Source organism: Nocardia fodinahabitans, assembly GCF_052983615.1.
This window is the reverse complement of sequence record NZ_JBRJJC010000001.1, coordinates 696523-722842: the sequence shown is the minus strand read 5'-3', so window position 1 is coordinate 722842 and position 26320 is coordinate 696523. Positions and strand designations below refer to the sequence as shown.

22 protein-coding genes are annotated in these 26320 nt (G+C 71.0%); 11 read left to right on the top strand and 11 right to left on the bottom strand.

The window, feature by feature from the left end; genetic code table 11:
* Nucleotides 1-30 precede the first annotated feature (30 nt).
* Together NV348_RS03385 and NV348_RS03380 are read left to right on the top strand one after the other, a co-directional pair.
* Nucleotides 31-2028, top strand: a complete 1998-nt coding sequence (locus NV348_RS03385; protein ID WP_447145650.1) for an APC family permease — start codon at nt 31-33, stop codon at nt 2026-2028.
* A complete protein-coding gene (locus tag NV348_RS03380) occupies nt 2025-3383 on the top strand; it encodes a class I SAM-dependent RNA methyltransferase (RefSeq protein ID WP_447145649.1) in 1359 nt (452 codons plus the stop codon). The genes NV348_RS03385 and NV348_RS03380 overlap by 4 nt, the downstream gene beginning before the upstream one ends.
* A gap of 3 nt (nt 3384-3386) precedes the next feature.
* On the opposite strand, the gene NV348_RS03375 is transcribed toward NV348_RS03380, so the two are convergent.
* Nucleotides 3387-4058, bottom strand: a complete 672-nt coding sequence (locus NV348_RS03375) for an SIMPL domain-containing protein (RefSeq protein WP_447145648.1) — start codon at nt 4056-4058, stop codon at nt 3387-3389.
* Nucleotides 4059-4125: 67 nt separating this feature from the next.
* A complete protein-coding gene (gene glsA, locus NV348_RS03370) occupies nt 4126-5934 on the bottom strand; it encodes a glutaminase A (RefSeq protein ID WP_447150919.1) in 1809 nt (602 codons plus the stop codon).
* A 304-nt stretch (nt 5935-6238) separates the two neighbouring features.
* Between glsA and dxs the strand changes: the two genes are divergently transcribed.
* Complete coding sequence (dxs, locus tag NV348_RS03365) at nt 6239-8137, top strand: 1-deoxy-D-xylulose-5-phosphate synthase (RefSeq protein ID WP_447145647.1); 1899 nt, start codon at nt 6239-6241, stop codon at nt 8135-8137.
* 49 nt (nt 8138-8186) lie between these two features.
* On the opposite strand, the gene NV348_RS03360 is transcribed toward dxs, so the two are convergent.
* From NV348_RS03360 to NV348_RS03350, 3 genes are all read right to left on the bottom strand, one after another.
* Complete coding sequence (locus NV348_RS03360; RefSeq protein ID WP_447145646.1) at nt 8187-9026, bottom strand: class I SAM-dependent methyltransferase; 840 nt, start codon at nt 9024-9026, stop codon at nt 8187-8189.
* Nucleotides 9027-9206: 180 nt separating this feature from the next.
* Nucleotides 9207-9884 (bottom strand): response regulator, encoded by a 678-nt coding sequence (locus NV348_RS03355; protein WP_447145645.1) that lies wholly within the window; start codon nt 9882-9884, stop codon nt 9207-9209.
* Nucleotides 9881-11809, bottom strand: coding sequence for a sensor histidine kinase (locus NV348_RS03350; RefSeq protein WP_447145644.1), 1929 nt, complete (start codon nt 11807-11809; stop codon nt 9881-9883). The genes NV348_RS03355 and NV348_RS03350 overlap by 4 nt, the downstream gene beginning before the upstream one ends.
* A 167-nt stretch (nt 11810-11976) precedes the next feature.
* Between NV348_RS03350 and NV348_RS03345 the strand changes: the two genes are divergently transcribed.
* Genes NV348_RS03345 through NV348_RS03335 form a run of 3 tightly spaced genes read left to right on the top strand, consistent with a single transcriptional unit; the run spans nt 11977 to nt 14716 of the window.
* Nucleotides 11977-12783 carry an ABC transporter ATP-binding protein gene (locus NV348_RS03345; protein WP_447145643.1) on the top strand — a complete coding sequence of 269 codons (807 nt, stop codon included), beginning with the start codon at nt 11977-11979 and terminating at the stop codon, nt 12781-12783.
* Nucleotides 12773-13660 carry an ABC transporter permease gene (locus NV348_RS03340; RefSeq protein WP_447145642.1) on the top strand — a complete coding sequence of 296 codons (888 nt, stop codon included), beginning with the start codon at nt 12773-12775 and terminating at the stop codon, nt 13658-13660. The genes NV348_RS03345 and NV348_RS03340 overlap by 11 nt, the downstream gene beginning before the upstream one ends.
* 3 nt (nt 13661-13663) lie before the next feature.
* A complete protein-coding gene (locus tag NV348_RS03335; protein WP_447145641.1) occupies nt 13664-14716 on the top strand; it encodes an ABC transporter substrate-binding protein in 1053 nt (350 codons plus the stop codon).
* Nucleotides 14717-14767: 51 nt separating this feature from the next.
* Here NV348_RS03335 and NV348_RS03330 read toward each other — a convergent pair whose 3' ends face one another.
* Both NV348_RS03330 and NV348_RS03325 read right to left on the bottom strand, forming a co-directional pair.
* Nucleotides 14768-16012, bottom strand: coding sequence for an HRDC domain-containing protein (locus NV348_RS03330; RefSeq protein ID WP_447145640.1), 1245 nt, complete (start codon nt 16010-16012; stop codon nt 14768-14770).
* 22 nt (nt 16013-16034) lie between these two features.
* Nucleotides 16035-16586 (bottom strand): DUF3000 domain-containing protein, encoded by a 552-nt coding sequence (locus NV348_RS03325; protein ID WP_374104913.1) that lies wholly within the window; start codon nt 16584-16586, stop codon nt 16035-16037.
* Nucleotides 16587-16915: 329 nt separating this feature from the next.
* Here NV348_RS03325 and hemE point away from each other — a divergent pair, with 329 nt between their 5' ends.
* From hemE to hemQ, 4 genes are all read left to right on the top strand, one after another.
* Nucleotides 16916-17971: a uroporphyrinogen decarboxylase gene (gene hemE / locus NV348_RS03320; protein ID WP_447145639.1), complete on the top strand. Its 1056-nt coding sequence runs from the start codon at nt 16916-16918 to the stop codon at nt 17969-17971.
* Between the two features lie 170 nt (nt 17972-18141).
* Nucleotides 18142-19500 (top strand): protoporphyrinogen oxidase, encoded by a 1359-nt coding sequence (locus tag NV348_RS03315; protein WP_447145638.1) that lies wholly within the window; start codon nt 18142-18144, stop codon nt 19498-19500.
* An 85-nt stretch (nt 19501-19585) separates the two neighbouring features.
* Nucleotides 19586-19810 carry a hypothetical protein gene (locus NV348_RS03310; RefSeq protein ID WP_447145637.1) on the top strand — a complete coding sequence of 75 codons (225 nt, stop codon included), beginning with the start codon at nt 19586-19588 and terminating at the stop codon, nt 19808-19810.
* A 277-nt stretch (nt 19811-20087) separates the two neighbouring features.
* Nucleotides 20088-20783, top strand: coding sequence for a hydrogen peroxide-dependent heme synthase (gene hemQ / locus NV348_RS03305; protein ID WP_447150918.1), 696 nt, complete (start codon nt 20088-20090; stop codon nt 20781-20783).
* Between the two features lie 175 nt (nt 20784-20958).
* Here the strand turns inward: hemQ and msrB are convergent, their stop codons facing one another.
* The 4 genes from msrB to NV348_RS03285 form a co-directional block, all read right to left on the bottom strand.
* Nucleotides 20959-21399, bottom strand: coding sequence for a peptide-methionine (R)-S-oxide reductase MsrB (gene msrB, locus NV348_RS03300; RefSeq protein WP_447145636.1), 441 nt, complete (start codon nt 21397-21399; stop codon nt 20959-20961).
* Between the two features lie 65 nt (nt 21400-21464).
* Nucleotides 21465-22871 (bottom strand): glycosyltransferase family 87 protein, encoded by a 1407-nt coding sequence (locus NV348_RS03295; RefSeq protein ID WP_447145635.1) that lies wholly within the window; start codon nt 22869-22871, stop codon nt 21465-21467.
* Between the two features lie 18 nt (nt 22872-22889).
* On the bottom strand, nt 22890-24443 hold the full coding sequence (locus NV348_RS03290) for an alpha/beta hydrolase (protein WP_447145634.1): 1554 nt from the start codon (nt 24441-24443) through the stop codon (nt 22890-22892).
* A gap of 32 nt (nt 24444-24475) precedes the next feature.
* Entirely contained in the window at nt 24476-25237 is a 762-nt protein-coding gene (locus tag NV348_RS03285) for a pyrimidine reductase family protein (RefSeq protein ID WP_447145633.1), read from the bottom strand.
* A 35-nt stretch (nt 25238-25272) separates the two neighbouring features.
* Between NV348_RS03285 and zapE the strand changes: the two genes are divergently transcribed.
* Nucleotides 25273-26292: a cell division protein ZapE gene (zapE, locus tag NV348_RS03280; protein ID WP_447145632.1), complete on the top strand. Its 1020-nt coding sequence runs from the start codon at nt 25273-25275 to the stop codon at nt 26290-26292.
* Nucleotides 26293-26320: the final 28 nt, after the last annotated feature.

Sequence of the window (26320 nt, the reverse complement as noted above, 5' to 3'; positions counted from 1 at the left end):
GCGCAGGCGTTCTCCTCTATGCTCAGCCCGGTGTCCAAGTTGACGACGGCAGCCAAGCGATTGCTGCTCGGCAGGCCGTTCCGCAGCGATTCGCTCGGCCACACGCTGTTGCCCAAACGTATCGCTCTGCCCGTGTTCGCCTCCGACGCGATGTCGTCGGTGGCGTACGCGCCGGAGGAGATCTTCCTGGTGCTCTCGGCTGCGGGCATCTCGGCCTACCTGTACGCCCCCTGGGTCGGCCTGGCCGTCGCGTTCGTGATGGCCGTGGTGGTCGCCAGTTACCGGCAGAACGTGCACGCCTACCCGTCCGGCGGCGGCGACTACGAGGTCGCGACGACGAACCTGGGGCCCAACGCCGGCCTGACCGTCGGCAGCGCGCTACTGGTCGACTACGTGCTCACGGTGGCCGTGTCGATCTCCTCGGCGGCGTCGAACATCGGCTCGGCCATCCCGTTCGTCGCGACCCACAAGGTCCTGTTCGCGGTGGTGGCGATCGCGATCCTCACCGCGATCAACCTGCGTGGTGTCCGCGAATCGGGCACCGCCTTCGCTATCCCGACCTACGCCTTCATCGCCGGCATGTTCGTCATGCTGGGCTGGGGCATGTTCCAGATCTTCGTGCTGGGCGACGACATCCAGGCTGAATCCGCCGGTTTCGGGCTCAACGCCGAGGACGAGCATCTCTACGGCCTGGCCTTCGCCTTCCTCATCGCCCGCGCCTTCTCCTCCGGCTGCGCGGCGCTGACCGGTGTCGAGGCGATCAGCAACGGCGTGCCTGCGTTCCGCAAGCCCAAGTCGCGCAATGCCGCGACCACGCTGCTCATGCTGGGCACCTTCGCGATCGTGCTGCTGATGGGCATCATCATCCTGGCGCAGAAGATCGGCGTCGTCTACGCCCACGACACCGCGAACCTGGTCGGCGCGCCGGCCGACTACCAGCAGAAGACCCTGATCGCGCAGATCGCCGAGTCCGTCTTCCACGGCTTCCCGATCGGCTTCTTCTTCATCACCATCGTCACCGCGCTGATCCTGGTGCTGGCCGCCAACACCGCGTTCAACGGCTTCCCGGTGCTCGGCTCGATCCTCGCCCAGGACCGCTACCTGCCGCGCCAGCTGCACACCCGGGGCGACCGGCTGGCCTTCTCCAACGGCATCCTGTTCCTGTCCGGCGCCGCGATCGCGTTCGTGGTGCTGTTCGGCGCCGAGGTGACCAAGCTCATCCAGCTCTACATCGTGGGTGTGTTCGTCTCGTTCGTGCTGAGTCAGACCGGCATGCTGCGGCACTGGACGCGACTGCTGCGCACCGAGACCGATCCGGCGCAGCGTTCGAAGATGAAGCGGTCCAGGGTGATCAACGCGGTCGGCCTCACCGCGACCGGCACCGTGCTGGTGATCGTGCTGGTCACCAAGTTCTTCGCAGGCGCCTACATCGCGATCATCACGATGGTGGCGATCTTCGTTGTGATGAAGCTCATCCGCAAGCACTACGACTCGGTCTCGCGCGAACTCGACGAATCCGATTGGGACGGTGTGCTGCCCAGCCGCACCCATTCCATCGTGCTGGTCTCCAAACTGCACCTGCCGACCCGGCGCGCGCTGGCCTACGCCCGCGCGACCCGCCCGGACACGCTCGAGGCGATCACGGTCAACGTCGACGACGCCGACACCCGCAGGCTCGTGCGCGAGTGGGAGAACAGCGAGATCAACGTGCCGCTGAAGGTGGTCGAATCGCCATACCGCGAGATCACCAAGCCGGTGCTGGACTACGTCAAGCGGGTCCGCAAGGACGCACCGCGCGATGTCGTCACCGTGTTCATCCCCGAGTACGTCGTCGGTCACTGGTGGGAGCAGGTGCTGCACAACCAGTCGGCGCTGCGGCTCAAGGGCAGGCTGCTGTTCGAGCCGGGCGTGATGGTCACCAGCGTGCCGTGGCAGCTCAGCTCCTCCACCCGGGCCAAGCAGCCCGCCGAGGTGAACGCGCCGGGATCGGTGCGCCGCGGCTTCGACGAGCCGGGTCGTCGACGATGAGCGATTGGCGCGGAGAGGAATTCGAGATCCGGCTCGGGCCACCAGGGCACGGCGGATTCTGCGTCGGCCGCCATGAGGGACGCGTGGTGTTCGTGCGCCACGGTCTGCCGGGCGAGCTGGTGCGCGCCCGGGTCACCGAGGACCGGGGCGGGTCGTTCTGCCGGGCCGACGCCGTCGAGATCGTCGAGGCGTCCGCCGACCGGGTGCCTGCCACCTGCCCGGTGTCCGGGCCCGGTGGCGCGGGCTGCTGTGATTTCTCCTTCGCCACCCCCGCCGCGCAGCGCGCGCTCAAGGCCACCGTGGTGGCCGAGCAGCTGCGCAGGCTGGCCGGGGTGGACCGGGAGGTGACGGTCGAGCCGATCGCCGGTGACTCCGGCGAGGCCACCGGCGGCTGGCGCACGCGCGTGCGGCTGGTCGTCGACGGCGCGGGCCGGGCCGGGGTGCACCGTTTCCGTAGCACCGCGGTGATCCCGGATCTGCGCTGCCCGCAGCCGGTGGCCGGCGCGCTCGACGGTGTCGCCGACCGGCTCTGGACACCGGGGTCGGACCTGGTCGTCGCCGTGGACGGTGACGGTGTGCGCCACATCGTGGAATTGGCGGCGGTGCCCGACACCGCGCAGCCGGGCGGCCGTCCGTCGACCCCGCGTGGCGCGGGCCGTGGTCGTGGCCGGCGGCCCACCCGCCGCCGGGAGTCCGGCGGTGACGAGCGCGGCGCGATCCGGGACCGGGCCGCCGCGCGTAAGTCGGCCACCAACGCGCCCCGCGAGGAGTGGGTGATGGCGGGCACCGGCCGGGCCGTGGAATACGTGGCGGGCCGTCGCTGGGAACTGTCGGCGACCGGCTTCTGGCAGGCGCATCGCGGTGCCGCGCAATGCTATTCGGATCTCGTCGCGGAATGGTCGGGCCTGGCTCCCGGCGGTTCGGGCTGGGATCTCTACGCCGGTGTCGGGGTGTTCGCGGCGCGGCTGGCCGAGCAGACCGGCCAGACCGGCGCGGTCGCCGCCGTCGAATCGGCGCGCGCGGCCGTCGCCGACGGCACCGCCGCCCTGCGCGATCTGCCCTGGCTGGACCTGCGCGCCGACCGGGTCGAACGCTGGGTGCGCACCCGCGCCGACGGGGCCGGACCCGATGTCGTGGTGCTGGATCCGCCGCGGGCGGGCGCGGGCAAGGAGGTCGTGGCCGCCGTCACCGACGCGGATCCGCGCCGGATCGTCCACATCGGTTGCGACCCCGCGTCTTTCGCCCGCGACCTCGGGTTGTATCTCGACGCCGGTTATCACCTCGCGGACCTGCGCGCCTTCGACGCGTTCCCGGCGACTCACCACGTCGAATGCGTAGCCCTGCTCGACCGCTGAGGATCAGTCCAGGGCCCAGGTGACCCGGACGGTGGCGCCGACCTCGGTCTCCCCGGGAACCACCGGTACCGGCGAACTTGCCCTGGCCATCAGCATCGGCGCGCTGTCCATCTCGGCGCTGATGTCGTAGGCGCGGGGGAGCGGCATGGCGGTGTCCTCGGTGATCTGCAGCACCTCGCCCAAGGTGACGCCGGCACGGGCGGCGTACTGCGCGGCTTTGGTCTTCGCGTCGTCAAAGGCGGCGTCGCGCGCTTGCGCGAGCAGTGGCTCGGGGTCGGCGATCCCTCGGGTCAGACCGCCGAGGCGGACATCGTCGCCGCCCGCGGTCACCGCGGACGCCACGGTCTCGGCCGGTTCGGTGCCCGTGCCGTCGCGAAGGGACACACTGAGCCCCGTGGTGGCGAGGTAGCCGGAGATCTCGCTGCGTCCCTGATCGGTGTAGACCGTCTCGGTGCGCACGCTCAGCCCGCTGGTCGCCATGTCGGCATCGCTCACCCCGGCCGCGCGCAGGGCGGCGACGACGGCGCTCACCCGGTCACCGGCGCGCCCGTAGGCGGCGGCGACGGTGTCGGCGCGCGACTCCACCGACAGGGTGACCCGGATCAGATCCGGAACCGCGCGCACCGTGCCGCGCCCGACTATCGTGGTGCTCGCCTGCCAGGATTTCTTGCCCACCGCGGTACTCCTGTCGGTCGAAGGATGCTGTGCTGCCCAACGTCTCGCGGCGGGCCCGAGTTCCCCGTCAGTAATTGCCCGCGTTGCCGGACAGGGTCCGCACCGCGGCTTCCATCTGTGCGTAGGCGGCAGCGGCGAGGCGCTGCAGCAGAGCCATTTTCAGTGCCGGATGGCCCTGGGTGAGCTGATCGAAGACCTCCGGCCGCATCACCGCCACCCGGACCGGCGTCTCGGCGATGATCTCGTTGACGAACGGTTTCCCGAGCAGCATCGGGATCTCGCCGAACGACATCCCCGCCGACAGCGTCACCAGCCGGTGCACGCGTCCGTCGGTGCCGGGGAAGGTCATGCGCACGCGGCCGTCCAGGATCAGGAACAGCCCGCAACGCGGGTCGCCCCGGTCGGCGATCATCTCGCCGCGCGCGAAGGTCCGTGGTTCGAAGTCCTTCGTCAGCAGGGTGCGTTTCTCGGGGTCCAGACCGGCCAGCAGCGGGTGCTCGTCGAGCGTGATCGTGCGGCGGTGCTCGGCGCCCGGCGGACGGTGCCTGGCCAGGATGATGTCCTCGCACCACTCGGTCGCGGTGTCGCGGTCGACGAACACCCGCCCGCGCGGATCGTCGGGGTCGAGGCTCGACGCCTCGTGCCCGAGCCGGGCCTCGGGATCGACCAGCGCGACCCGGCTGCCCCGCCGGACCAGTTCGTTCTGCAGCGCGTCGAGCATCTCCCGCGCCACCGCGCTCACCTCGCCCACCCGGCGCAGGTCGATGACCAGGGCGTCGAGCTCGCCGACTTTGCTCTCGATCGAGCGCACCGTCCGCTCGGCGCCCGCGAAGAGCAGGTCGCCGTGCAGTTCGTAGACCCTGGCCCGGTCACCGTGGTCGGCCAGCACGGCGGCGTCCTCGGGGGAGCGGCGCAGCCGCGAGGGCACCTGCGCGACCGTGTAGTCGGCCCGGATGGCGGTGCGGGCGGCGCGGGTCACGTGACAGAAGTGCAGTTCGAGCCGCCGCGACAGCTCCCGGCAGGCCGCGACGCCGCGCACGCTGTTGCCCTGGCCGTCCAGTCGCGGCGAGTACACCGAGATCCCGAGCTGGCCCGGCAGCACGGCGATGATCCCGCCACCGACACCGCTCTTGGCGGGCAGCCCGACCGTGGTCACCCAGTCACCGGCCGCGTTGTACATGCCGCAGGTCGTCATCACGCTGAGCACGCGCTCGGTCAGCGCGGTCGACAGCGCCCGCTCCCTGGTCTTCGGATTCACGCCGTTGTCGGCCAGCGTCGCCGCCATCAGGGCCAGGTCCGCGCAGGTGATCTCGAGCGAGCACTGCCGGAAGTAGCGGTCGACCGCGTCGTCGGGATCGACGTCGATGATGCCGACCGAGCGCAGCATGTAGCCGATCGCGCGGTTGCGGTAGCCGGTGCGCGCCTCGGACTCGTAGACCGCCTGGTTCATCGTCAGCTCGCGCCCGGCGAAGCGGGAGTAGCAGCGCCGGACCCGCTCGAACTTGTCGGCGGCGTCGCGGCCGTCGATCAGCGAGGCGGCGGTGATCGCACCGGAGTTGATCATCGGATTGCTCGGGCGCTGGGTGTCGGGCTCGAGGGCGATCTCGTTGAACGGCTCGCCCGAGGGTTCGACATCGATATGCGCGGCCACCCCGTCCAGGCCGCGATCGGCCAGCGCGAGCGCGTAGGTGAACGGCTTGGAGATGGACTGGATGGTGAACCCGATGTCGGTGTCGCCGACCTGGTAGATCAGCCCGTCCGCGGTGGCCAGGCACAGCCCGAACGAGTCGGGCGCGACCGCGGCCAGTTCGGGGATGTAGTCGGCGGGCGCGCCGGAGGTGTCCTCGCGGCAGACCGCGTACACCTCGTCGAGCATGCCCGTCACCACGCCGGGGTCGATCGTGCGCGCAACACCGTCCGGTTCGGCCACAGCGACACTCTAGGACGCGGTGTGGCCGGTCCCGTGGGGGCGCGCGGGGGAGATAGTCCTCACAGCCGATCGGGGCCCGTGGCGACGCCGCCAGGCGGCAGCGCGCCCTGTTCAGCGGCGTGCGGCGCGGACCGCCACGCCCGCTGTGATCTCCGCCGCGAGGCACCCGGAAGGGGCCGCGAGCCGGAGCTGCCCGCACGGCCAAATACACTGGGCGGATCACACAGTAGTCCGGAGGGAGCGAGTTCAGGTGGGAGTGCTGTCGCGGGTGGATTCACCCGAAGATCTGCGCCGGCTGAGCGTGCCGCAACTGCGGGATCTGGCGGACGAGATCCGCGAGTTCCTGGTGCAGAAGGTCGCCGCCACCGGAGGCCACCTCGGCCCCAACCTAGGCGTGGTCGAACTGACCATCGCGCTACACCGGATCTTCGATTCCCCGGCCGATCCGCTGATCTTCGACACCGGCCACCAGGCCTACGTGCACAAGATCCTCACCGGCCGCAAGGACCGGTTCGACTCGCTGCGCATGCGCGACGGCCTGTCGGGCTACCCGAGCCGGGCCGAGAGCGAACACGACTGGGTGGAGTCCTCGCACGCCTCGGCCGCGCTGTCCTACGCCGACGGCCTGGCCAAGGCCTTCGCGCTGAGCGAGCAGAACCGCACGGTCGTCGCCGTCGTCGGTGACGGCGCGCTCACCGGCGGCATGTGCTGGGAGGCGCTCAACAACATCGCGGGCGCGCCCGACCGGCCGGTGGTGGTCGTGGTCAACGACAACGGCCGCTCCTACGCGCCGACCATCGGCGGCCTCGCCGACCGGCTGACCGCGCTGCGCACCCAGCCCGCCTACGAGCACGCCCTCGACGCCGGGAAACGTCTGCTCAAGAGCATTCCCGCCGTGGGGGATTCGGCGTATTCGATGGTCCACGCGCTCAAGGCCGGGATCAAGGACGCGGTGAGCCCGCAGGAGCTGTTCTCCGATCTGGGGATGAAGTACGTCGGCCCGGTCGACGGTCACGATCTCGTCGCGCTCGAGGCGGCCATGCGGCGCGCCAAGGACTTCGGCGGCCCCGTCGTCGTGCACGTGGTCACCCGCAAGGGCAACGGCTACGAGCACGCCGAGAACCACGTCGCCGACCAGATGCACGCCTGCGACCCGATCGACCCGCTCACCGGCCGCCCGCTCGCGGGTAAGAAGGCCAAGGGCTGGACGGCGGTGTTCTCCGAGGAGCTCATCGAGCACGCGTCGCGGCGCGAGGACATCGTCGCCATCACCGCGGCCATGCCCGGCCCGACCGGCCTCGCGCCCTTCGGCGAGCGCTTCCCGAACCGCATGTTCGACGTGGGCATCGCCGAACAGCACGCGATGACTTCGGCGGCGGGTCTGGCGCTGGGCGGCATGCACCCCGTCGTCGCGATCTACTCCACCTTCCTCAACCGTGCCTTCGACCAGCTGCTGATGGATGTCGCGCTGCTGAAGCAGCCGGTCACGGTGGTACTGGACCGCGCGGGCATCACCGGCCCCGACGGCGCCAGCCACAACGGCATGTGGGACTTCTCGCTGCTCGGCATCATCCCCGGCATCCGGGTCGCCGCCCCGCGTGACGGCGCCACCCTGCGCGAGGAACTCGCCGAGGCGCTGGCGATCTCGGACGGTCCGACGGTGCTGCGGTTCCCGAAGGGCAGTGTCGCCGAGGACATCACCGCCGTAGAACGCCTCGACGGTGTCGACGTGCTGCGCCTGGCGGTCCCGGGCGCGGGCTCGGCGCAGGCCCAGCACGGCGATGTCCTGATCGTCGCGGTCGGCCCGTTCGCCGAGACGGCCATGCGGGTCGCCGAACTTCTGGAGCCCCAGGGCATCTCGGTCACTGTGGTCGATCCGCGCTGGGTCATCCCGGTGTCGGACACGCTGGTCAAGCTGGCCGAGAACTACCGGCTCGTCGTCACCGTCGAGGACGGCGGCCTGCACGGCGGCATCGGTTCGACGGTCTCGGCCCGCCTGCGCGATGCCGGTCTCGACGTGCCGACCCGCGATCTCGGTGTGCCCCAGCAGTTCCTGGATCACGCCTCGCGCGGGGAGATCCTCGAGGAGCTGGGGCTGACCCCCGACGCGATCGCCCAGCGCATCGGCGGCTGGCTGCAGTCGCGCTGAACCCGCGAGAACCTGCGCGCTCGGTGACGACACCGGGCGCGCAGTGCGTTCACTGCCCGGGGCGCCGGGCCACGACGGCGAAGTTCAGCGGGATCCGCGGTGTTCCCGGCGGCAGCGTCCAGCCCTGAGGACAGGGCACCAGCTCGTCGAACGGGCGCCAGTCCATGTAGGGCAGTTCGACGAGCGCCTCGATCCGCAATCCGGCCGCGAGCAGCGCGCCGACGACCTCGCCCAGGCCGTGGCGCCATTCGTGATTGGTGGTGTGCGCGATCGAGCCCGCGGAGTTCTCGGTGTAGGTGCCCGCGTCCGAGTAGGTGCGGGCGCCGCCACCGGCCAGATAGTCGTCGTCGATCTCCCAGGGCTCGAACTCCATGGCGCCCAGGATCGGGTGGTCGTCCCGGAGGACGAACACCCCACCGGGTGCGAGCAGGTCGTGGATCGAGCGGGCCCACGCCCTCAGCTCCGGCAGCCAGACGATCGTGCCCGCACTGGTCACGATGGTGTCGAACCGCCGGTCGAGCAGCGACGAGGCGAATCGGGCGTCGCCCTCGACCCAGGTGATGTCGCGTCCGTCGGCCGCGGCGATGCGCGCCGCGTGCCGCAGCGAGTTCGGCGACAGGTCGAGCCCGTGCACCTCGACCGCGCCCAGCCGGGCCCACGACACCATGTCGGTGCCGATATGGCACTGCAGATGCAGCAGCGAGCGCTCGGCGATCCCCGTGTCCGGCAGGTGCGGAGCCAGCACCGCCAGATCGTTGCGGACCACCGAGGAGATCGCGGCCGGGTCGGCCAGGAAGGCGTCGACGTCGTACATCCGCGAGCGCGCGTGGACATCGGCCCGGTCGTCCCAGTTCGCGCGGTTGGCGGCGATCGCCTCGGCTTCGGACACGGCGGTTCCTCTCGGCGGTGACGGGCGGGCGGGAAGCCACGCTAGCGTCGCGAGGTCGCCGGGTCGAGGGAATTTCGGTCAGTACCCGGGTCGTCGGTGGGCCAGCCAGCGCCCCGTGCTCGGTAGGAAGGTCAGCACCAGCAGCGCGATGGTGAACAGGAACCGGTGCGGTCGCGCCGCTCAGGGCGTGCGGCGGGTGGGGGAGTACTCCTGCTCAGGGCGCCCGGTCGCGCCGTAGCGCAACCGCATCCGTAGCTCACCGGTGGTGACGAGGGCGGCGAGGTAGCGCTGGGCGGTGGCGCGCGAGATGCCGATGGCGGTCGCTATCTCGCCCGCCGACATCGGCGCGTCCGCGCCCTGCGCCGCCCGCAACACCAACTCCCGGGTGGGAGAGGTCGCGGCGGTGGCACGGTCGGGTGCGGGCAGGGCCGGGCGCAGTGCGTCCCAGGCCGCGTCGACGTCGCGGGCGGTGACGTCCGGCGCCGCCAGGATCCGCCGGTAGCGTGCGTACCCGGCCAGTCGCGCGGCAAGCACGGTGTGATCGAACGGCTTAACCAGGTAGGCGAGCGCGCCCGCCGACGCCGCCGCCCGCACCGTGGCGGATTCGGTGGCGGCGGTGAGCATCATGGCGTCGCAGCGCAGTTCCCGGACCAGGTCGATCCCGGATCCGTCGGGCAGGTACACGTCCACCAGCGCCAGATCGAAGGCGGCCTCGGCCAGCGCCTGCCGCGCCGCGGCCACCGTGTTGACGACCGCGCCGACGGTGAATCCCGGGAGCGCCCCGACGATTCCGGCGTGCATGTTCGCCACCCGGAAGTCGTCGTCCACCACGAGCACGGTGCAGTGCGTCGAGCTCACGTCGGTCCTCCTTCGGTCAGCACGCCCGGCAGACGCGCGATGAACTCCGCCCCGCTCAGTTCCCCGTCCGGCGACCCCGCCGAGGCCAGCCACACGTCGCCGCCGAGCGCTCTGGCGACCTGCCGCGACAGGGCAAGTCCCACCCCGCGCCCGCCCGGCACCCCCACTCCCGGCTTGGTTGATACCCCATCCGCGAACAGCCCGTCCACCAGTTCCGGCGCCACCCCGCCGCCACTGTCGGCCACCGTGATGTGCAGGGTCGAACCCTCCTGCACCAGTTCGGCTTCCACCACCGCCGAAGCGGCGGAACGCGGACCGGATTCGGCGCGCCGACCACGCGATTCGGTCCCGGACCCGTTCGCGACCTCCCCGCCTCGATCACCGACGCCGCTCGGTTCCCCGCCGGACCGTGCTGCCGAACCCAGTCCGGTTTCGGCCGATCGGCGCGCCGCATCGATCGAGGGCAGTGAGGTCACCTCGCGGGTGGGTGCTGCTGTCGTATCGGGGTCGGCACCGGCACCATTCGGCGGGGTTCGGGCGTCGTCGTCGGGTGCCACCGGCGCGCCCCCCGGGCGGACGGCGTCGATCGCGTTGTCGAGCAGATTCCCCAGGACCGTCGTGACATCCACGGGCGCAGCCAGATTCGCGTCGACCCAGGTGCTCGGCCCCAACCGGAGCTCGACGCCGTTCTCCCTGGCATGCGCGGCTTTGGCGGCGAGGAACGCTTGCAGGTAGGGGTCGCGCACCGCGTCGATGCCCGGCAGGGCGGCGCCGAGGGGGCCGGAGCCGAGCAGTTCGTCGATGTAGCGCGCGGCCTCGCCGGGCCGGTCGCCGTGCAGCAGGCCACTGAGCAGGTGCAGCCGGTTGGCGAACTCGTGTCGCTGGGCGCGCAGGACGGTGCTCATCGACCGCACCGCGTCCAGCTGCCGGGTCAGTGATTCGACATCGGTGCGGTCGCGCACATCGAGCACAGCGCCAAGCGATCGCCCGTCACGGGTGACTGTCCGCGCGGTGACCACCACGATCCGGTCGCCGACCGCCGCCTGGACGGGGTGCCCGTCGGCGGTCCGGAACGCCGTGAGCACGCGTGGGGTGAGCCCGATCGTCTCCACCGGACGACCACTCTCGCCCTCGATCCCGAGCAGGGCGCGCGCCTCGTCGTTGATCACCGTGGTGCGCCACCGGTCGTCGACCGCGACCACGCCCACCCCGATGCCGTGCAGCACCACATCCTGTTCGCGCACCAGCTCGGCCAGTTCCGCGGGTTGCAGACCCAGGGTCAGCCCGTGCCAGCGCCGTGCCAGCAGCACCGATCCCGCGATGCCGGTGAAGAGTGCGCCGAGCACGAGCACCCCGGCTTTGCTCAGGTCGCTGCTCAGCTGCTCGCCCACCGCCGCGGTGGAGATGCCGACGCTCACCTCGCCGACCACCCGATCCGAACCCGGCGCGCGCACCGGCACTTTCGCGCGCACCGAGTCGCCGAGTGTGCCGTGCTCGCTGATCACCACCTCGGCCCCGCCCAGCGCCAGCGACGGATCGGTGCTCACCATCTCGCCCAGCCGGGTCGGGTCCGGATGCGCCAGGCGCAGGCCGGCGTCGTCGGTGATCACCACGAACAGCGCGCCGGTCCGTTGCCGTGCCGACTCGGCGGTCCGCGCGATGTCCCCGGCCACGAGTTCGGCGCGCAGCGACGGCCCCGGCGTGAGCGGCAACTCCGCGTACCGGGCGACCTCCGCGCGCACCACCGGGTCACTGGCCACGGCCCGCGCGATCGCCAGCGCCCGCTGCCCGTACTCGGCGGTGAGCCGCTGATCGCTGAGGTAGGCGAACACCCCGAACGCGAGCCCCAGGGTCAGCGCGACCAGCGCGACCTGCAGCAACACGATCTGCGTCCGCAGCCGGACGCCCCGGGGGAACAGCCTCACCGGCTCAGTGTAGGCACGCCCCGAGCGCGTGAGCACAATGCGCACAACCTGCCGAATCGCTGGTTGCGCTGGTTGTGCGCACAAGCGCGCGCGTTGTGACCCAGCCCACTTATCTTTCGACAGCGGCCGCACATCACATCCCGGCGGCGCCGGACACAGGAGCAGCAATGAGCAATCCACTCATCGAACTCCGGGGCGCGACGAAGCGCTTTCCCGGAACCGACGGTGGGATCCACACCGCGGTGAAGAACATCGACTTCACTGTCGCCCCAGGCGAATTCGTCGCCGTGGTCGGCCCGACCGGCTGTGGTAAGTCCACCACCCTCTCGTTGGTGTCCGGCCTGGAGCCGACCTCGGCAGGCCGCACCCTGGTGCGCGGCAAAGATGTCGACGGCATTCCCGACGGCATCGGCTACATGTTTCAGCAGGACGCCGTGCTGCCCTGGCGCAGCGTCCTCGACAACGTCGCGCTCGGCCCGCGCTTCCAGGGCGTGTCGAAGGCACAGGCCAGGGCGAAGGCCGCCGAATGGGTGCGCATCGTCGGCCTGGCCGGGTTCGAGGACTACTACCCGCACCAGCTCTCCGGCGGCATGCGCAAGCGCGTCGCGTTGGCCCAGACGCTGGTCAACGAGCCTGAGATCATCCTCATGGACGAGCCGTTCAGCGCGCTCGACGTGCAGACCCGCCAGCTGATGCAGGACGAACTGCTGCGCGTGTGGGCGGGCACCGACGCCGCGGTGATCTTCGTGACCCACGACCTGGAGGAGGCCATCGCCCTGGCCGATCGCGTCGTGGTGATGACCGCGAGCCCGGCGACGGTGTGCGGCGACTTCCGCGTCACCCTCGAGCGGCCGCGCAATGTCGAACAGGTGCGCCTCACCGAGGAGTTCCGCGACCTCTACCGGGAAATCTGGGAAACGCTGCGCGATCAGGTCGAGGCGGCTCGCACGAAGGGAGCGACCCGTGTCGCTTGAGACGATGGACAAGATCGCGGTCACCGCACCGGAGGTCGAGGCGGAGACCGAGGACCAGATCCTGGCCCGGGTCAGGGCCAAGCACCGCAGGTCCAAGCTGCGGGTGTGGGGTCTGCGGGTCGCGCTCATCGCGCTGTGGCTGGGCTCGTGGGAACTGGTCGCCAGCGTGTGGATCGACCCCTTCTTCTACTCCAAGCCCTCGCTGATCTGGGACCGGCTCGTCGAATGGTTTTCCGAGGGAACGCAGTTCGGCTCGATCTGGCTGCAGATCTTCACCACCGTGCAGGAAGCCGTGCTCGGTTTCGTGATCGGCACGGTCGCCGGTGTCGTCCTGGGCACGCTGCTCGGCCGCAGCCGCTACTGGGCGGACGTGCTCGCTCCGTTCATCAAGGCGCTCAACGCCGTTCCGCGCATCGTGCTGGCCTCGCTGTTCATCATCTGGTTCGGTCTCGGCTTGGAGTCCAAGGTCGCGACCGTGGTGGTGCTGGTGTTCTTCGCCGTGTTCTTCAACGCCTTCACCGGCGCCAGGGAGGTCGACGGCAATGTCATCAACAACGCCCGCATCCTCGGCGCGAGCAAGCGCCAGATCCTCGGTTCGATCGTGTTGCCCAGTGCCACCACCTGGATCCTGTCCAGCCTGCACACCGCCTTCGGCTTCGCGCTGATCGGCGCGGTCGTCGGTGAATACGCCGGTGCCAGTAAGGGTTTGGGCCTGCTGATCTCCAACGCGCAGGGCACCTTCGACGCGGCGGGCATCTACGCGGGCATGATCATCATCACCGTGGTCGCGCTGATGGCCGAATGGCTGATCGGCGTCGCGGAGAACCGGCTACTGAAATGGCGTCCCTCGCAGGCCCAGTCGGGACACGGGGTGTAGACGATGCGATACCGCAAGCCACTCGCCGTCGCCCTGCTCGCGATCAGCTCACTGCTGCTGGCCACCGGGTGCCGCGACTCCCGGACCATCCCGATGGCCGACGGCAGGCCCCAGATCACCATCATGGTCGGCGGTCTGGAGAAGGTGATCTACCTGCCCGCCATGCTGGCCCAGCAGCTCGGCGCCTTCGACGCCAACGATCTCGACGTGCAGCTGCTCGGCGAACAGTCCGGCGCCAGCGCCGAGACCGCACTGCTCACCGGCGATGTGCAGGCCGTGGTCGGCTTCTACGACCACACCATCGACCTGCAGGCCAAGGACCAGTGCCTGCAAACCGTCGTCCAGTTCGCCGACGTGCCGGGGGAGGTGGAGCTGGTCTCCACCGCCGACGCCGACGCCATCCGCACCCCGGCCGATTTCCGCGGCCGCAAGCTCGGCGTCACCTCGCTGGGCTCGTCCACCGACTTCCTCACCCAGGCGCTGGCCGGCCAGGCGGGCTTGAGCACCTCCGACTACACCCGGGTGAAAGTCGGTGCGGGCCAGACCTTCATCGCCGGCATGAACCACGACGGCATCGACGCGGGCATGACCACCGACCCGACCGTGGCCAAGATGGTGCAGTCCGGCGACGCGAAGATCCTGACCGACATGCGCAACGAGGAAGGCACCCGCGCCGCGCTGGGCGGTCTGTACCCCGCCTCCTCGCTGTACATGAAGTGCGACACCGTCGCCGCGCATCCGGAGGTCGTGCAGAAGCTGGCGACCGCGTTCGTCCAGACCCTGCGCTGGATCGACACCCACACCCCGGAGGAGATCGCCGCGAAGATGCCCTCGCAGTACGCGGGCAGCGATCCGGCGCTCTACGTGCGGTCCATCCGCGACTCGATCGGCATGTTCAACGGCGACGGACTCATGAAAACCGAAGGCGCCCAGAACGTTCTGCGCATCCTGGGCCGGTATTCGCGCAATGTGGCCCCGGTCCGCGACCGGATCGACCTCGCGGCCACCTACACCAACCGGTTCGTCGAGCAAGCGCAGTCCGCCCCGGCTCCCTGAACGGTGTCCGACACCTCCGGCCCTGCCGCGCGACGCGGTGGGGCCGAAGGTCTATTCGGGGGTCAGCGCCTTGGTCAGGGCGGGCACACCCAGCGCGCGCTGCCACCGACGGGCGCCACCGGCCCGGAGGAACTCCTCGATCGTGGCCGAGAGCTCGTCGGGTTCGCCGACGTTCTTGTAGTCGGGCAGCCCGTCCCAGCACAGCCGGCGGACCAGGTCGGGGGAGAGCAGGTTCTCGACGGGGATGGCGTACTCGGTGGACAGCTCACCCATCGCGCTGCGCGCGGTGGACAGGCGCGCCGCGGCGGCGGGGTCGCGGCGTTCCCAGCGGTTGACCGGGGGCGGACCGTCGAAGGGCAGCGTCAGCGGCGGGAGTTCCTTGTCCGGCAGGGTGCGGCCGCGTTCGACAGCGGCCAGCCAGTCGCGGGAGTAGCGGCGCTGGCGCGGCCCGCCGAAGACCGGCAGGGTGCGCAGCTGGGCGATGCTGCGCGGTTCGCCGGTGGCCGCGGCCACGATGGCCGAATCGGGCAGGATGCGGGCGGGCGCGACATCGCGGGCGCGAGCCAGTTCGTCGCGGGTGGTCCACAGCTCCCGCACGATCGCCAGCTGACGCGGTCGGCGCAGCGTGTGGATGCCGGAGGTGCGCCGCCAGCGATCGGCCTTCGGCGCAGGCGGTTCCATGGCGCGGACGTGCTCGAATTCCTCGGCGGCCCACTCGATCTTGCCCTGCTCGGTGAGATCGGCGGCGACGGTGTCGCGCAGTTCCAGCAGCAGTTCCACGTCCAGGGCGGCGTAGTTGAGCCATTCGTCGGGCAGCGGCCGGGTCGACCAGTCGGCGGCGCCGTGCCCCTTGCGCAACGAGCGGCCGAGCAGGTTCTCCACCATCGCGGCCAGGCCGACGCGCTCGTAGCCGGCGATGCGGCCACCGAGCTCGGTGTCGAAGAGCCGGGCCGGGCGCAGCCCGAGTTCGGCCAGGCCGGGCAGATCCTGGTCCGCCGAGTGCAGCACCCACTCCAGCGGGTTGATCGCCTCGGCCAGCGGGGTCAGCGCGTCGGTCACCGGGATCGGGTCGATCAGGAAGGAACCGGCGTCGGCGCGGCGCAGCTGGATCAGATACGCCCGCGCCGAGTAGCGGAAACCGGACGCACGCTCGGCGTCGACGGCCAGCGGACCGGTGCCCGCGGCGAGCTTCCTGGCGGCCGCGGCGACCTCGTCGGCGGTCGCCAGCACGGGCGGAACCCCCTCGGCGGGGGCGAGCAGGGGCTCTGCTGCGGTTGGATCCTCGGCGACCGGCATAAACGTGAACTCTACGTGGCGTTCAGGGGCGATCGGTGCGGGTATAGGACTCCGGTCGCAAATGGGTGATCCCGGCGGGTGGCAGCCCGGCGGCGAAGGCCAGTACCTCGCAGAACGCCTCGACGTGCCGGCGCATCTCGGTGTTCATCGCCGTCCAGGAGGCGCGCAGCTCCAGCTGGTGGGCCCGGGGCGGGCCCGCGATATCGCCGTAGCGGACCGAACTGGTGGCCGTGACCGTGCCGCCCAGGGCGGTGAACGGCTCGCCGCGCGACTCCAGGGAGTCGACCAGCCAGCTCCACGCCACCTCGGGCAGCAATGGGTCGGCGGCGAGCGCGGCGTCGATGTCGGCCTGGATGTAGGCGACCAGCCGGAACACGCCGTGCCAGGCCTCGTCGCCCTCAGGGTCGTGCAGCAGGATCAGCCTGCCGAACGCGTCCCCCTCGGAATCGATCGGCACGATGGCGCTGTCGGGGTGGGTGACCTCCGCTCCGAGCGCATAGGAGAACGGCGCCAACCGTTGCGGGGGACGGATAGGCGCCAGCTCGATTCGGGGGTGCACGGTTGCGGTGCCCATCGCATCGACCGCCGCCCGGAAAGAAGCAGGCTCGCGGGGCGTTCCCCCGGTCGGTGCGGCGCCGTCGCGGATGTCGAGCGGTGTCACGAGGAGAAACGGTAGACCGTGCGTGCCCGGCGCCGTCGGAGGCGCGCCGCCACACGCCGCCGGGTCCGGGCTGCGTTGCGCAGCGCGCATTCTCGGGCCCGGTGTGGTGCGCGATGTGCGACGAGGCCCGCCGCGGCGGCACCGGTGGACCGTTCGTCCGATTTCCGCGCGCGTACCGCTCGGGTGTCCGGCGGGGCGAGTGCTGACAGCGCGGTCCGGCCCGCCGCCTAGGATGAACACCGATGAGCACTTACACCCGCCGCCGGTTGATCGATGCCCCCTTCCTGGCCGCCGCCACCGGCGCGACGCCCAGCAGGCGCCCCGTGTGGTTCATGCGCCAGGCGGGCCGCTCGCTGCCCGAGTACCGGGAACTGCGCAAGGGCATCGGCATGCTCGAGTCCTGCTTCGATCCGGAGCTGGTGTGCGAGATCACCATGCAGCCGATCCGCCGCCACGGCGTCGACGCGGCAATTCTGTTCTCCGACATCGTCGTTCCGCTCAAGGCCGCGGGCATCGACCTCGACATCGTGCCGGGCGTCGGCCCCGTCGTCGCCTCGCCGGTGCGGACCGAGGCCGACGTGCGGGCCCTGCCGCGGCTGCGGCCCGAGGAAGTCGGCGCCGTCGCCGAGGGCGTGCGTCTGCTCACCGACGCGCTCGGCGACACCCCGCTCATCGGGTTCGCCGGCGCGCCGTTCACCCTGGCGTCCTACCTGGTCGAGGGCGGGCCCAGCAAGCAGCACGAGCGCACCAAGGCGATGATGCACGCCGACCCGAAGACCTGGCACGCCCTGCTCGGCGCGCTCACCGACATCACCATCGCGTTCCTGCAAGCCCAGCTGGCCGCCGGTGTCGACGCGGTGCAGCTGTTCGACTCCTGGGCGGGCGCGCTGTCGCTGGCCGACTACCGCGAGTACGTGCTGCCGCATTCGGAGCGGGTATTCGCCGAGGTCGCCGCCGCGGGCGTGCCGCGTATCCACTTCGGCGTCGGGACCGGCGAGCTGCTCGGCGCGATGGGCGAGGCGGGCGCGGACGTGGTCGGCGTCGACTGGCGGGTGCCGCTCACCGAGGCTGTGCGCCGCGTCGGCGCCGGAAAAGGCTTGCAGGGCAACCTGGATCCGGCGATCCTGTTCGCCGGGTTCGACGCGGTCGAGGCCGAGACCCGCCGCATCCTGCGCGAGGCCGACGACGCCATCACCCTCGGCGCGACCGGCCACATCTTCAATCTTGGCCACGGCGTGCAGCCCGAGACCGATCCAGGCGTGCTGACCGCGCTGGTCGACCTGGTGCACTCGCTGTAGTTCCCCGTCGCGCCCCTGCGCCCCGGTCGGTGGTGTCGGCCTGGATTCCGTGGCCGCGGCCCAGGGACCGCTCTGGCCGGTCCGGGGCCGCGTGCGCTGTGACGTGATCCCGGTGACAGCGCCGAGGGTGAGGGTTCCGGCGGTCGTCCCCGCACGACTACGGTCGAGGCATGCGGATCGCGATCATCGGTGGCGGCATCAGTGGACTCGTCGCGGCGTATCGACTGCGACAGCGGCTCGGTGCCCAGGCCGACATCGTGGTGCTCGAACAGCGCGCGCGCGTCGGCGGGGTGCTGCACACCGGTGAATTGGCCGGGGAGCCACTGGATCTCGGCGCCGAGGCGTTCGTCGGGCGCAGGCCCGAGGTGATCGAGCTGATGGCCGAGCTCGGCATCGACGATCAGCTCGTCCGCCCGGCGGGCAAGCGGCCGCTGGTGTGGGCGCAGGGGTCGGCGCACCCACTGCCCGGGCGCACGCTGATGGGGATCCCGTCCGACGCCGAATCCCTGCGCGGGCTCGTCGACGACGCGACACTGGCGCAGGTGGCGGCCGAGCCGCAGCGCGCCTTCGACTGGACACCGGGCGCCGATGTCGACGTGCACAGTCTGGTCGCCGATCGCTTCGGACAGCAGGTGGTCGAGCGCAGCGTCGATCCGCTGCTGGGCGGTGTCTACGCGGGCACCAGCGCCTCGATCGGCGTCCGGGCCGCGCTGCCCACCCTCGCCGCCGCGCTGGACCGTGGCGCCCGCAGCCTCACCGACGCGGTCCGCGACGCCCTGCCGCCGCCGAGCACCGCGCCGGTCTTCGGCGGCCTGCGCGACGGCTACGGCGCCCTGCTGGCCGCACTGACCACGGCGGCGGCCGCGCGCCTGGTCACCACCCTCGCGGCGACCCGCGTGGCTGCCGCACCCCGGGGCTGGGTGGTCGACCCGATCGGCCTGGTCGACGCCGTCGTCCTGGCAACCCCGGCGCCCGTCACCGCCCGCCTGCTCCACTACGTGTCACCGATCGCCGCCGACGCCGCCGCCGGCATCGAGCTGTCCTCCTCGGCGCTGGTCGCCATGGCGCTGCCCCGCACCACCGGCCTCCCGGACAACTCGGGCATCCTCGTCGCCACCGGAGAACCCTTGCGTGCCAAGGCTTTCACGCTGTCCAGCCGCAAGTGGCCGCATCTGGGCGCGCGCGAGGTCGCCCTGGTCCGCGCCTCCTTCGGCCGCTTCGGCGACGAAGCCCCGCTGTCCTGGTCCGACGACGACCTCATCGCGGCCGCCGTGGCCGACCTGACCACGGTGACCGGCGCCGAGATCGCTCCCCTCCAGTCCGTCGTCCAGCGCTGGCCCGGCGGCCTGCCCCAGTACGCCCCCGGCCATACCACGCGCATCGCCACCCTGGAAGCGGCCGTCGCCGAACTGGACGGCCTCGCGGTGGCGGGCGCCTACCTGCACGGCGTCGGCGTCCCCGCCTGCATCGCCTCCGGCACCGCCGCGGCCGACCGCATCGCCGGCGCGCTGACCTCGCGCGTCGAATGACATCGACGCCGACCGCGGCCCTGTCGACGGCTGCTGCGCCGGTGACTGTCGGCGGTCGCCGCGCCGACTGATGGCTGGTGAGCCGATGGCCGCCTCCTCGGCGGCGGGGCGGGTCCGGGCCGCCAATGCCGGCCGGGAAAGCGGCGAGGTCCGGCGGGCACGCCACCTGGCACGCGATGTCGAGCACGCGGGTGCGCCCGACGCGTCGCAGCTGGCCCGCGCGTCCGCGGCCATCGGCAACCGGGCGAATCCACGGGGCTGGACACGTCTCGTCGCGCCCACCCGGCGTGTCCCCGACCGGGTTCGATAGCGATGCTGCATGATCGCCCGCTGTGACCAGCACCGGCGACCAGCCCACCCGCACCCTCATCCTCGACCCCGACCTCGGCCCGGTCGAACTCCACGAGGGCGCGGCGACCACCGTCACCTCCGTCTTCGGCAGCGACGAAACCCTCGCCGTGGCGGGCTGTCCGGCCGACGACCGACTGACGGGACCGGACCGGACGCCGGGTCCGCCACGGAAACCGGCGGATCCCGTACCCCCGCCCACCCGGCGGGCGAAATCACCGCAGTGGCACCATGGATCCATGGCGCGACTCGACTATCAGGCCCTCAACTCCACCATTCGCTACCTGATGTTCTCGGTGTTCCAGGTGCAGCCGGGCGTGCTCGGCGAGGACCGGGCCGCGGCGATCAAGGAGGCGCAGGCGTTCTTCGACGGCCTGGCCGACAAGGGCGTCGTGCTGCGTGGCATCTACGACGTGGCCGGCCTGCGCGCCGACGCCGACTTCATGCTGTGGACCCACGCCGAGCGCGTGGAGGACCTGCAGGCCGCCTACGCCGACTTCCGTCGCACCACCGAACTGGGCCGGGCCAGCGCCCCGGTGTGGAGCAATGTGGCGGTGCACCGCCCGGCCGAATTCAACAAGAGCCACATCCCGGCGTTCCTGGCCGGCGAGGACCCGGGCAACTACATCTGCGTGTATCCGTTCGTGCGGTCCTACGAGTGGTACCTGCTGCCCGACGAGGAGCGGCGCAAGATGCTCGCCGACCACGGCAAGGCCGCGCGCGGCTACCCGGACGTGCGGGCCAACACCGTCAGCTCGATGGCCTTGGGCGACTACGAATGGATTCTCGCCTTCGAGGCCCCCGAACTGCACCGCATCGTCGACCTCATGCGTGACCTGCGCGCCACCGAGGCACGCCTGCACGTGCGCGAGGAGATCCCGTTCTTCACCGGCCCGCGGGTCGCGGTCGAGCAACTGGTCACCGCACTGCCGTAATTTTGGAGCGCTGGCGCGCTCGAGTTCGCGCCCCTGGTGGTCCCGCCGATCAGGTGCCGTTGCTTGCTCCTTCGTCGCGGACGCAACGGCACCTGATCGGCGGGACGGGCGCGAACCGCCGACTTCGTCGGCGGGACCCTCCTCGAGGTCGGGTCGTGCGGGGCCTGGAGTGTGCTCAGGCAGATTCTTGTGGCTGGGCCGGTGTCAGTCGCAGGGCGATCGAGTTGATGCAGTAGCGCTGGTCGGTCGGGGTCGGGTAGCCCTCGCCCTCGAAGACGTGGCCGAGGTGGCTGTGACAGTTGGCGCACAGTACCTCCACCCGGCGCATGCCGAGCGTGTCGTCGGCGCGCAGGATCACCGCGTCGGAATCGGCCGGATCGAAGAACGACGGCCAGCCGCAGTGCGAGTCGAATTTCTCGGTGCTGCGGAACAATTCGGCGTCGCAGGCACGGCAGGTGTAGACGCCCTCGGTCTTGGTATCGGTGTACTCGCCGACGAACGGGCGCTCGGTGGCGGCCTCCCGGAGCACGGCGTACTCCTGCGGATCCAGTTTCGCCCGCCACTGCTGCGGCGTCAGCTGGATGCGCGGCGTGGGCAACGAAGTATCGGAACTCATCACTCCACGCTAATGGTTGCGGCCGGTGCGTGCCGCGATCGTCGCGTCACAGCACCGGCCGTGCACTATTTCAGCGCGGGTTCGCGGTCGTCGACCGGCTCTTCCGGCGTGACCGGATCGTCGCGATCGGGAGTGGGGGAGACCGCCGCGGGTGCGGGCTTGCCGTCCTCGGTGCCGTCGCGCGAATCGGGCGCGCTCGCCATCCACGCGGGGTCGATGCCGAACCGCAGCCTGCCCTCGCGGCGGGCGGCCAGATAGCGGTCACCGAGCACGCAGAACACGACGACGAGCAGCAGACCCCAGCCGAAAGTCACCCGCAGGTACTCGAGCGTGCGCCCGGTGGACTGCCAGCGGTCCGAGAGCCACTTGTCGTAGGTCATGAACCCGAAGATCGCCAGCCAGGCGGGCCAGTTGCGCAGCACGGAATTGCGCAGCACCACCGACATCAGGAACGGGAACAGCATCATCGAGTAGTACATCTGGCCCAGCGAGAGCAGCAGGAACGACGCGGTGAGCAGCACACCGGAGAACGTGGTGACGAAGAACAGCTCGTCGTCGCGGTAGTAGCGCCACAGCAGCCACAGCGTCACCGCGACCACACCGGCCATCACGGCCTGTACCAGCAGGATCAGCCAGTGCGGCAGCCCGTAGTAGAGCCCGTTCCCACCGATCGAACTGTTGAAGTAGTCGCGCGTCTGCGCCAGGTACGGCACCACCCGGGTGAAGAACTTCTCGGGGTCCGCCGACAGCGGCCAGGCGATCGCGGTGAGCGCCACCGGCACGCCGAGCGCGGTGATGAAGACCTTCCACTGGCCGCGCACGGCCGCGACGAGCAGCAGCGGCGCCAGCGTGGGCTTCACCGAGATGCTCAACCCGAGTGCGACACCGGCCCACAGATCCCGACGGGCCAACAGCAGGTGGATGAACACCAGCTCGGCCAGCAGCAGGCAGCCGTTGACGTTGGTGAAGACCAGCGTGTTGGTCACCGTCTCGGAGGCGAACATCGCGAGCAGCAGCGCCGGCGCGGCGATCGACCCGAGCCCGAACTTGAACAGCCGGAGCAGCAGGTACCAGGCGAGCAGAATCGCCACCGCGTTGAGCCCGATGAACAGCCAGCGGGACAGTTCGTATTCGATGATCGCCACCGGCGCGATCAGCAGCGTGCCGCTCGGATAGTAGAGATAGTGCGGGTCGACCGAGGAGAAATCGGCGGTGTACAAGGGCCTACCGTTCAGGAACTCGAACGAGGCGTTGTACACGGGCCGGTAGTCGTCGGTGACGAATCCGTTGACCGCCTTGATGAAGACACGGTTCAGCACGGTCATGACCGCGAAGGGCCAGAGTGCGAACTTGATCACCTCGGCGGAGGTGCGAGCGGTGCGGGGCTCGAGCTGTCGGAACAACACTGGGGCACGGTACACCGGATCGGGTTGCGATGGTGTCGCCGGACCCGTCCGACGCGCCGGAATCATATGGTCGTGCGACCTGGATCAGGCCGGGCAGGCACCGCCGTCGGCGGGCAATTTCGCCGCCGCGAGGTAGTCGGCGACCGCCTTCTGCGCGCAGCCGGAGTGGGCGATCACCGGGTGTCCCCAGCCCTGCCAGGTCATCGTGGCGTGCCTGGCGCCCGCCGCCCCGAGCGCGCCGGTGACCGAGGCCGCGGCCCCGCCGACGACCGGGTCGGCGGCACCGGCGAACACCAGCACCGGCAGGTCGAGCTTCGTCGGCAGCGGCGGCGCGGTCGAGACCGGCCAGGCCGAGCAGACCATCAGCCCGATCGCGGCGGTGCGACCGAAAACCGGATATTTGCCGGCCCAGGTTCCGGCGAGCTCGCGGGCCTTGTCCGGGGTCGGGGGCTGCTGGCTGTCGGTGCACCGGTTGACGAACTCGCCGTCGGAGTTGATCGCCGCGGATTCGCGGGCCACCAGCGCGGCCAGCGGGGCGCGGTCGCCGCGGTCGGCGGCGGCGAGGATGTCGGCCAGCGCGGTAACCCGGCTCGCCTGGTCGCCCCGCGGGCTGGACAGGAACCCGGTGAGCGCGGTCGAGAGGTCTGCGGCCGAGATGTCGCCGAGGGCACCGGTGTTCGCCTTGGCCACCAGCCCGACGATGGTGGCCCGCGGGTCGGGGCCCAGCGCGCAGTCGGCGGCCCTGCAGCGCTGTGCGAACGCGGTCACGGCGGCCTCGGCGCCGGTCACGGCGGCTTCGGTCATGGTCGTCAGGTCGGCGCCGACCGGTTCGGGGGCGTCCAGGACCAGGCGGGCCAGGTGATCGCCGTAGCGGCGGGCGTAGCTGAGCGCGACCTTGCCGCCGTTGCCCGTGCCGAGCAGGTTGATCTTGTCGACCTGCCACTGCTTGCGCAGCTGTTCGATGTCGTCGGCCGCGTGCGGCGCGTCGAAGGTGCCCTCGTAGGGCTGCAGGAAGTCGCGGCAGGCGATGGTCGCGTCCTGGCTGTACCCGGCCACGGCACCGACCTGGTCGTCGCTGCCGATACCGAACTGGCCGAGATCGGTCATCACCGCGCGCAACTGGGCCGGGATGCAGTCGATGGGCTGGGACGCGCCGATCCCGCGCCGATCTACGGCGACGATCGGCTGCGCGGCCAGCAGCGCGCTGTTGGGCCCGACGGCCAGCCCGGCCAGCGTCGAGGCCGAGGATCGATCGGCGCCGGAGGTGAGCACCAGCGGCGCGGCGTCGACGGGCGTCTGCGGCAGCCGGGCACGCAGCGCGCCCGCCCGGAACGTGCCGAGCACGGTGCCCGCGGTGTCGATCGGGGTGGAGAAGTCGGCGCATTCGAGCACCAGCCCGGCCGGGGCCGGACCGAAGTCGAGCGAGCCCAGCGTCGCGGCGGTGCAGTCCTTCCAGGCCAGGTCGGTCTTGGGAGTCTCGGCCTTGGCCGGTTCGTGCACGGGGGGTGCCTCGGTCTGCGCGCCACCGACTCCCGGCCGCTCGACCGCGACGACGGGCCGATCCGACGGTCCGGCCCCACAGCCCGCGAGCATGATCGACAGTGTCGCGGCCGTCGCCGCGGCCCGAGTCCAGCGCATGGGCTACACACTGCCAGGTTCGGCGCCAGGTTTCATCGACGGGCCCAGCGGGCCAGCACGGTGCCGTCCTCGGCGAGCACCAGCTGCCTGCGGTGCATCGGGATGTCGAAACCGCTCGCCGACAGCGAGATTCGCCCGCCCGCCCCGCCCACCAGCACCGGCACGGTGCTCAGGCACAGCTCGTCGACCAGGTTTGCCTCGGCCAGCTGGCCGAACAGGTGCGGCCCGCCCTCGCACAGCACCCGCTGCAGGCCACGCTCGGCGAGCACCCGCAGCAGCGCGGTCGGCATGATCGCGGCCTCCCCGGCCACGACCACCTCCGCGCCCGCCCGTTCCAGGGCGTCGACCTGGTCCTTCGCCGCGTGGGCGGTGGTGATGATCAGCGGCGGGGTCTCGGCGTCGGTGAAGAACTTCGCGGCCGGATCGAGGCGCGCGGTCGCGGTGACGACGGCGATCGGCGGCGGCGTGCCGTCGGCCGACCCGCCGATCCCGTGCTGGAAATGCGCCCGGCGCCGGTCCGGATCGGGGTGTGCGCCGCCGTAGTCCTCCGCGCGCACCGTGCCCGCGCCGACGACGATCACCTCCGCCAGTTCCCGCAGCAGCCCGAACACCCGGTGGTCGGCGTCGGTACCCAACCCCGCCGACACCCCGTCGACGGTGAACGCCCCGTCGATACTGTTCACGAAGTTGGCGCGCACCCAGGGGCGTTCCAGGTGCCGCGGGTAGGCATAGCACCTGGCCAGTGCGTCGTCGTCGAGATCTGCGAGCTGGGTCACATTGTGGATACGCTGCATAGGAACCGATGCAACCACGTCCGTACGATTCGTTCATGCAAGAACGCCTCGTCGATCGCCATCCGGAGGTCCCGGCCGACCAGCTCGTCGCGCAGATGGTGCCCCCGCCCATGTTCGACGAGGTCAGCTTCGCCTCCTACATTCCCGATCCCCAGGAACCGAGCCAGGCCGCCGCGGTCGGCAAGGCCGAGGAATTCGCCGGTCAGGTCGCCAAGATCCACCGGGCCGCGTCCAAGAAGAGCCTGTTCGGCAAGAAGAAGGCAGTCTCCGGCGCGGGCCTGTACCTCGACGGCGGGTTCGGCGTCGGCAAGACCCACCTGCTCGCCTCGATCTTCCACAGCGCGCCCGCGCCCAAGTCGTTCGGCACCTTCGGCGAGCTGACCAACCTGGTCGGCGCGCTGGGCTTCGTCAACGCCGTCGAGCGGCTGTCCGGCAACAGCCTGCTGTGCATCGACGAGTTCGAGCTCGACGATCCGGGCGACACCACGATGGTCTCGCGCCTGCTCACCGAGCTCTCCGCCGCGGGCGTGTCGATCGCGGCCACCTCCAACACGCTGCCCAGTCAGCTCGGTGAGGGCCGTTTCGCCGCCCAGGACTTCCTGCGCGAGATCAAGAAGCTCGGCTCCATCTTCGAGCCGGTGCGCGTCGACGGCCCCGACTACCGCCACCGCGACCTGCCGCCCGCGCCCGAGCCGACCTCCGCGGACATCCTGGCCGAACGGGCCGCCACCACACCGGGATCCACCCTCGACGACTACGACGCGCTGCTGAAGCACCTGAGCACGCTGCATCCGTCGAAGTACGGCGCCCTGATCCACGGGGTGTCCTCGGTGTTCATCTCCGGCGTGCACCCGGTCACCGACCAGGCCGTCGCGCTGCGCATCGTCGTGCTGGCCGACCGCCTCTACGACGCCAGCATCCCGGTGACCGTCTCCGGCGCCAAGCTCGACGAGATCTTCTCCCAGGAGATGCTCGACGGCGGCTACCGCAAGAAGTACCTGCGCGCGATCTCGCGGCTGCTGGCGCTGTCGCGCTTCGAGGTCGCCGCCGCCTGACCGGCCGGCGCCGGGTACGTTCGTGCTG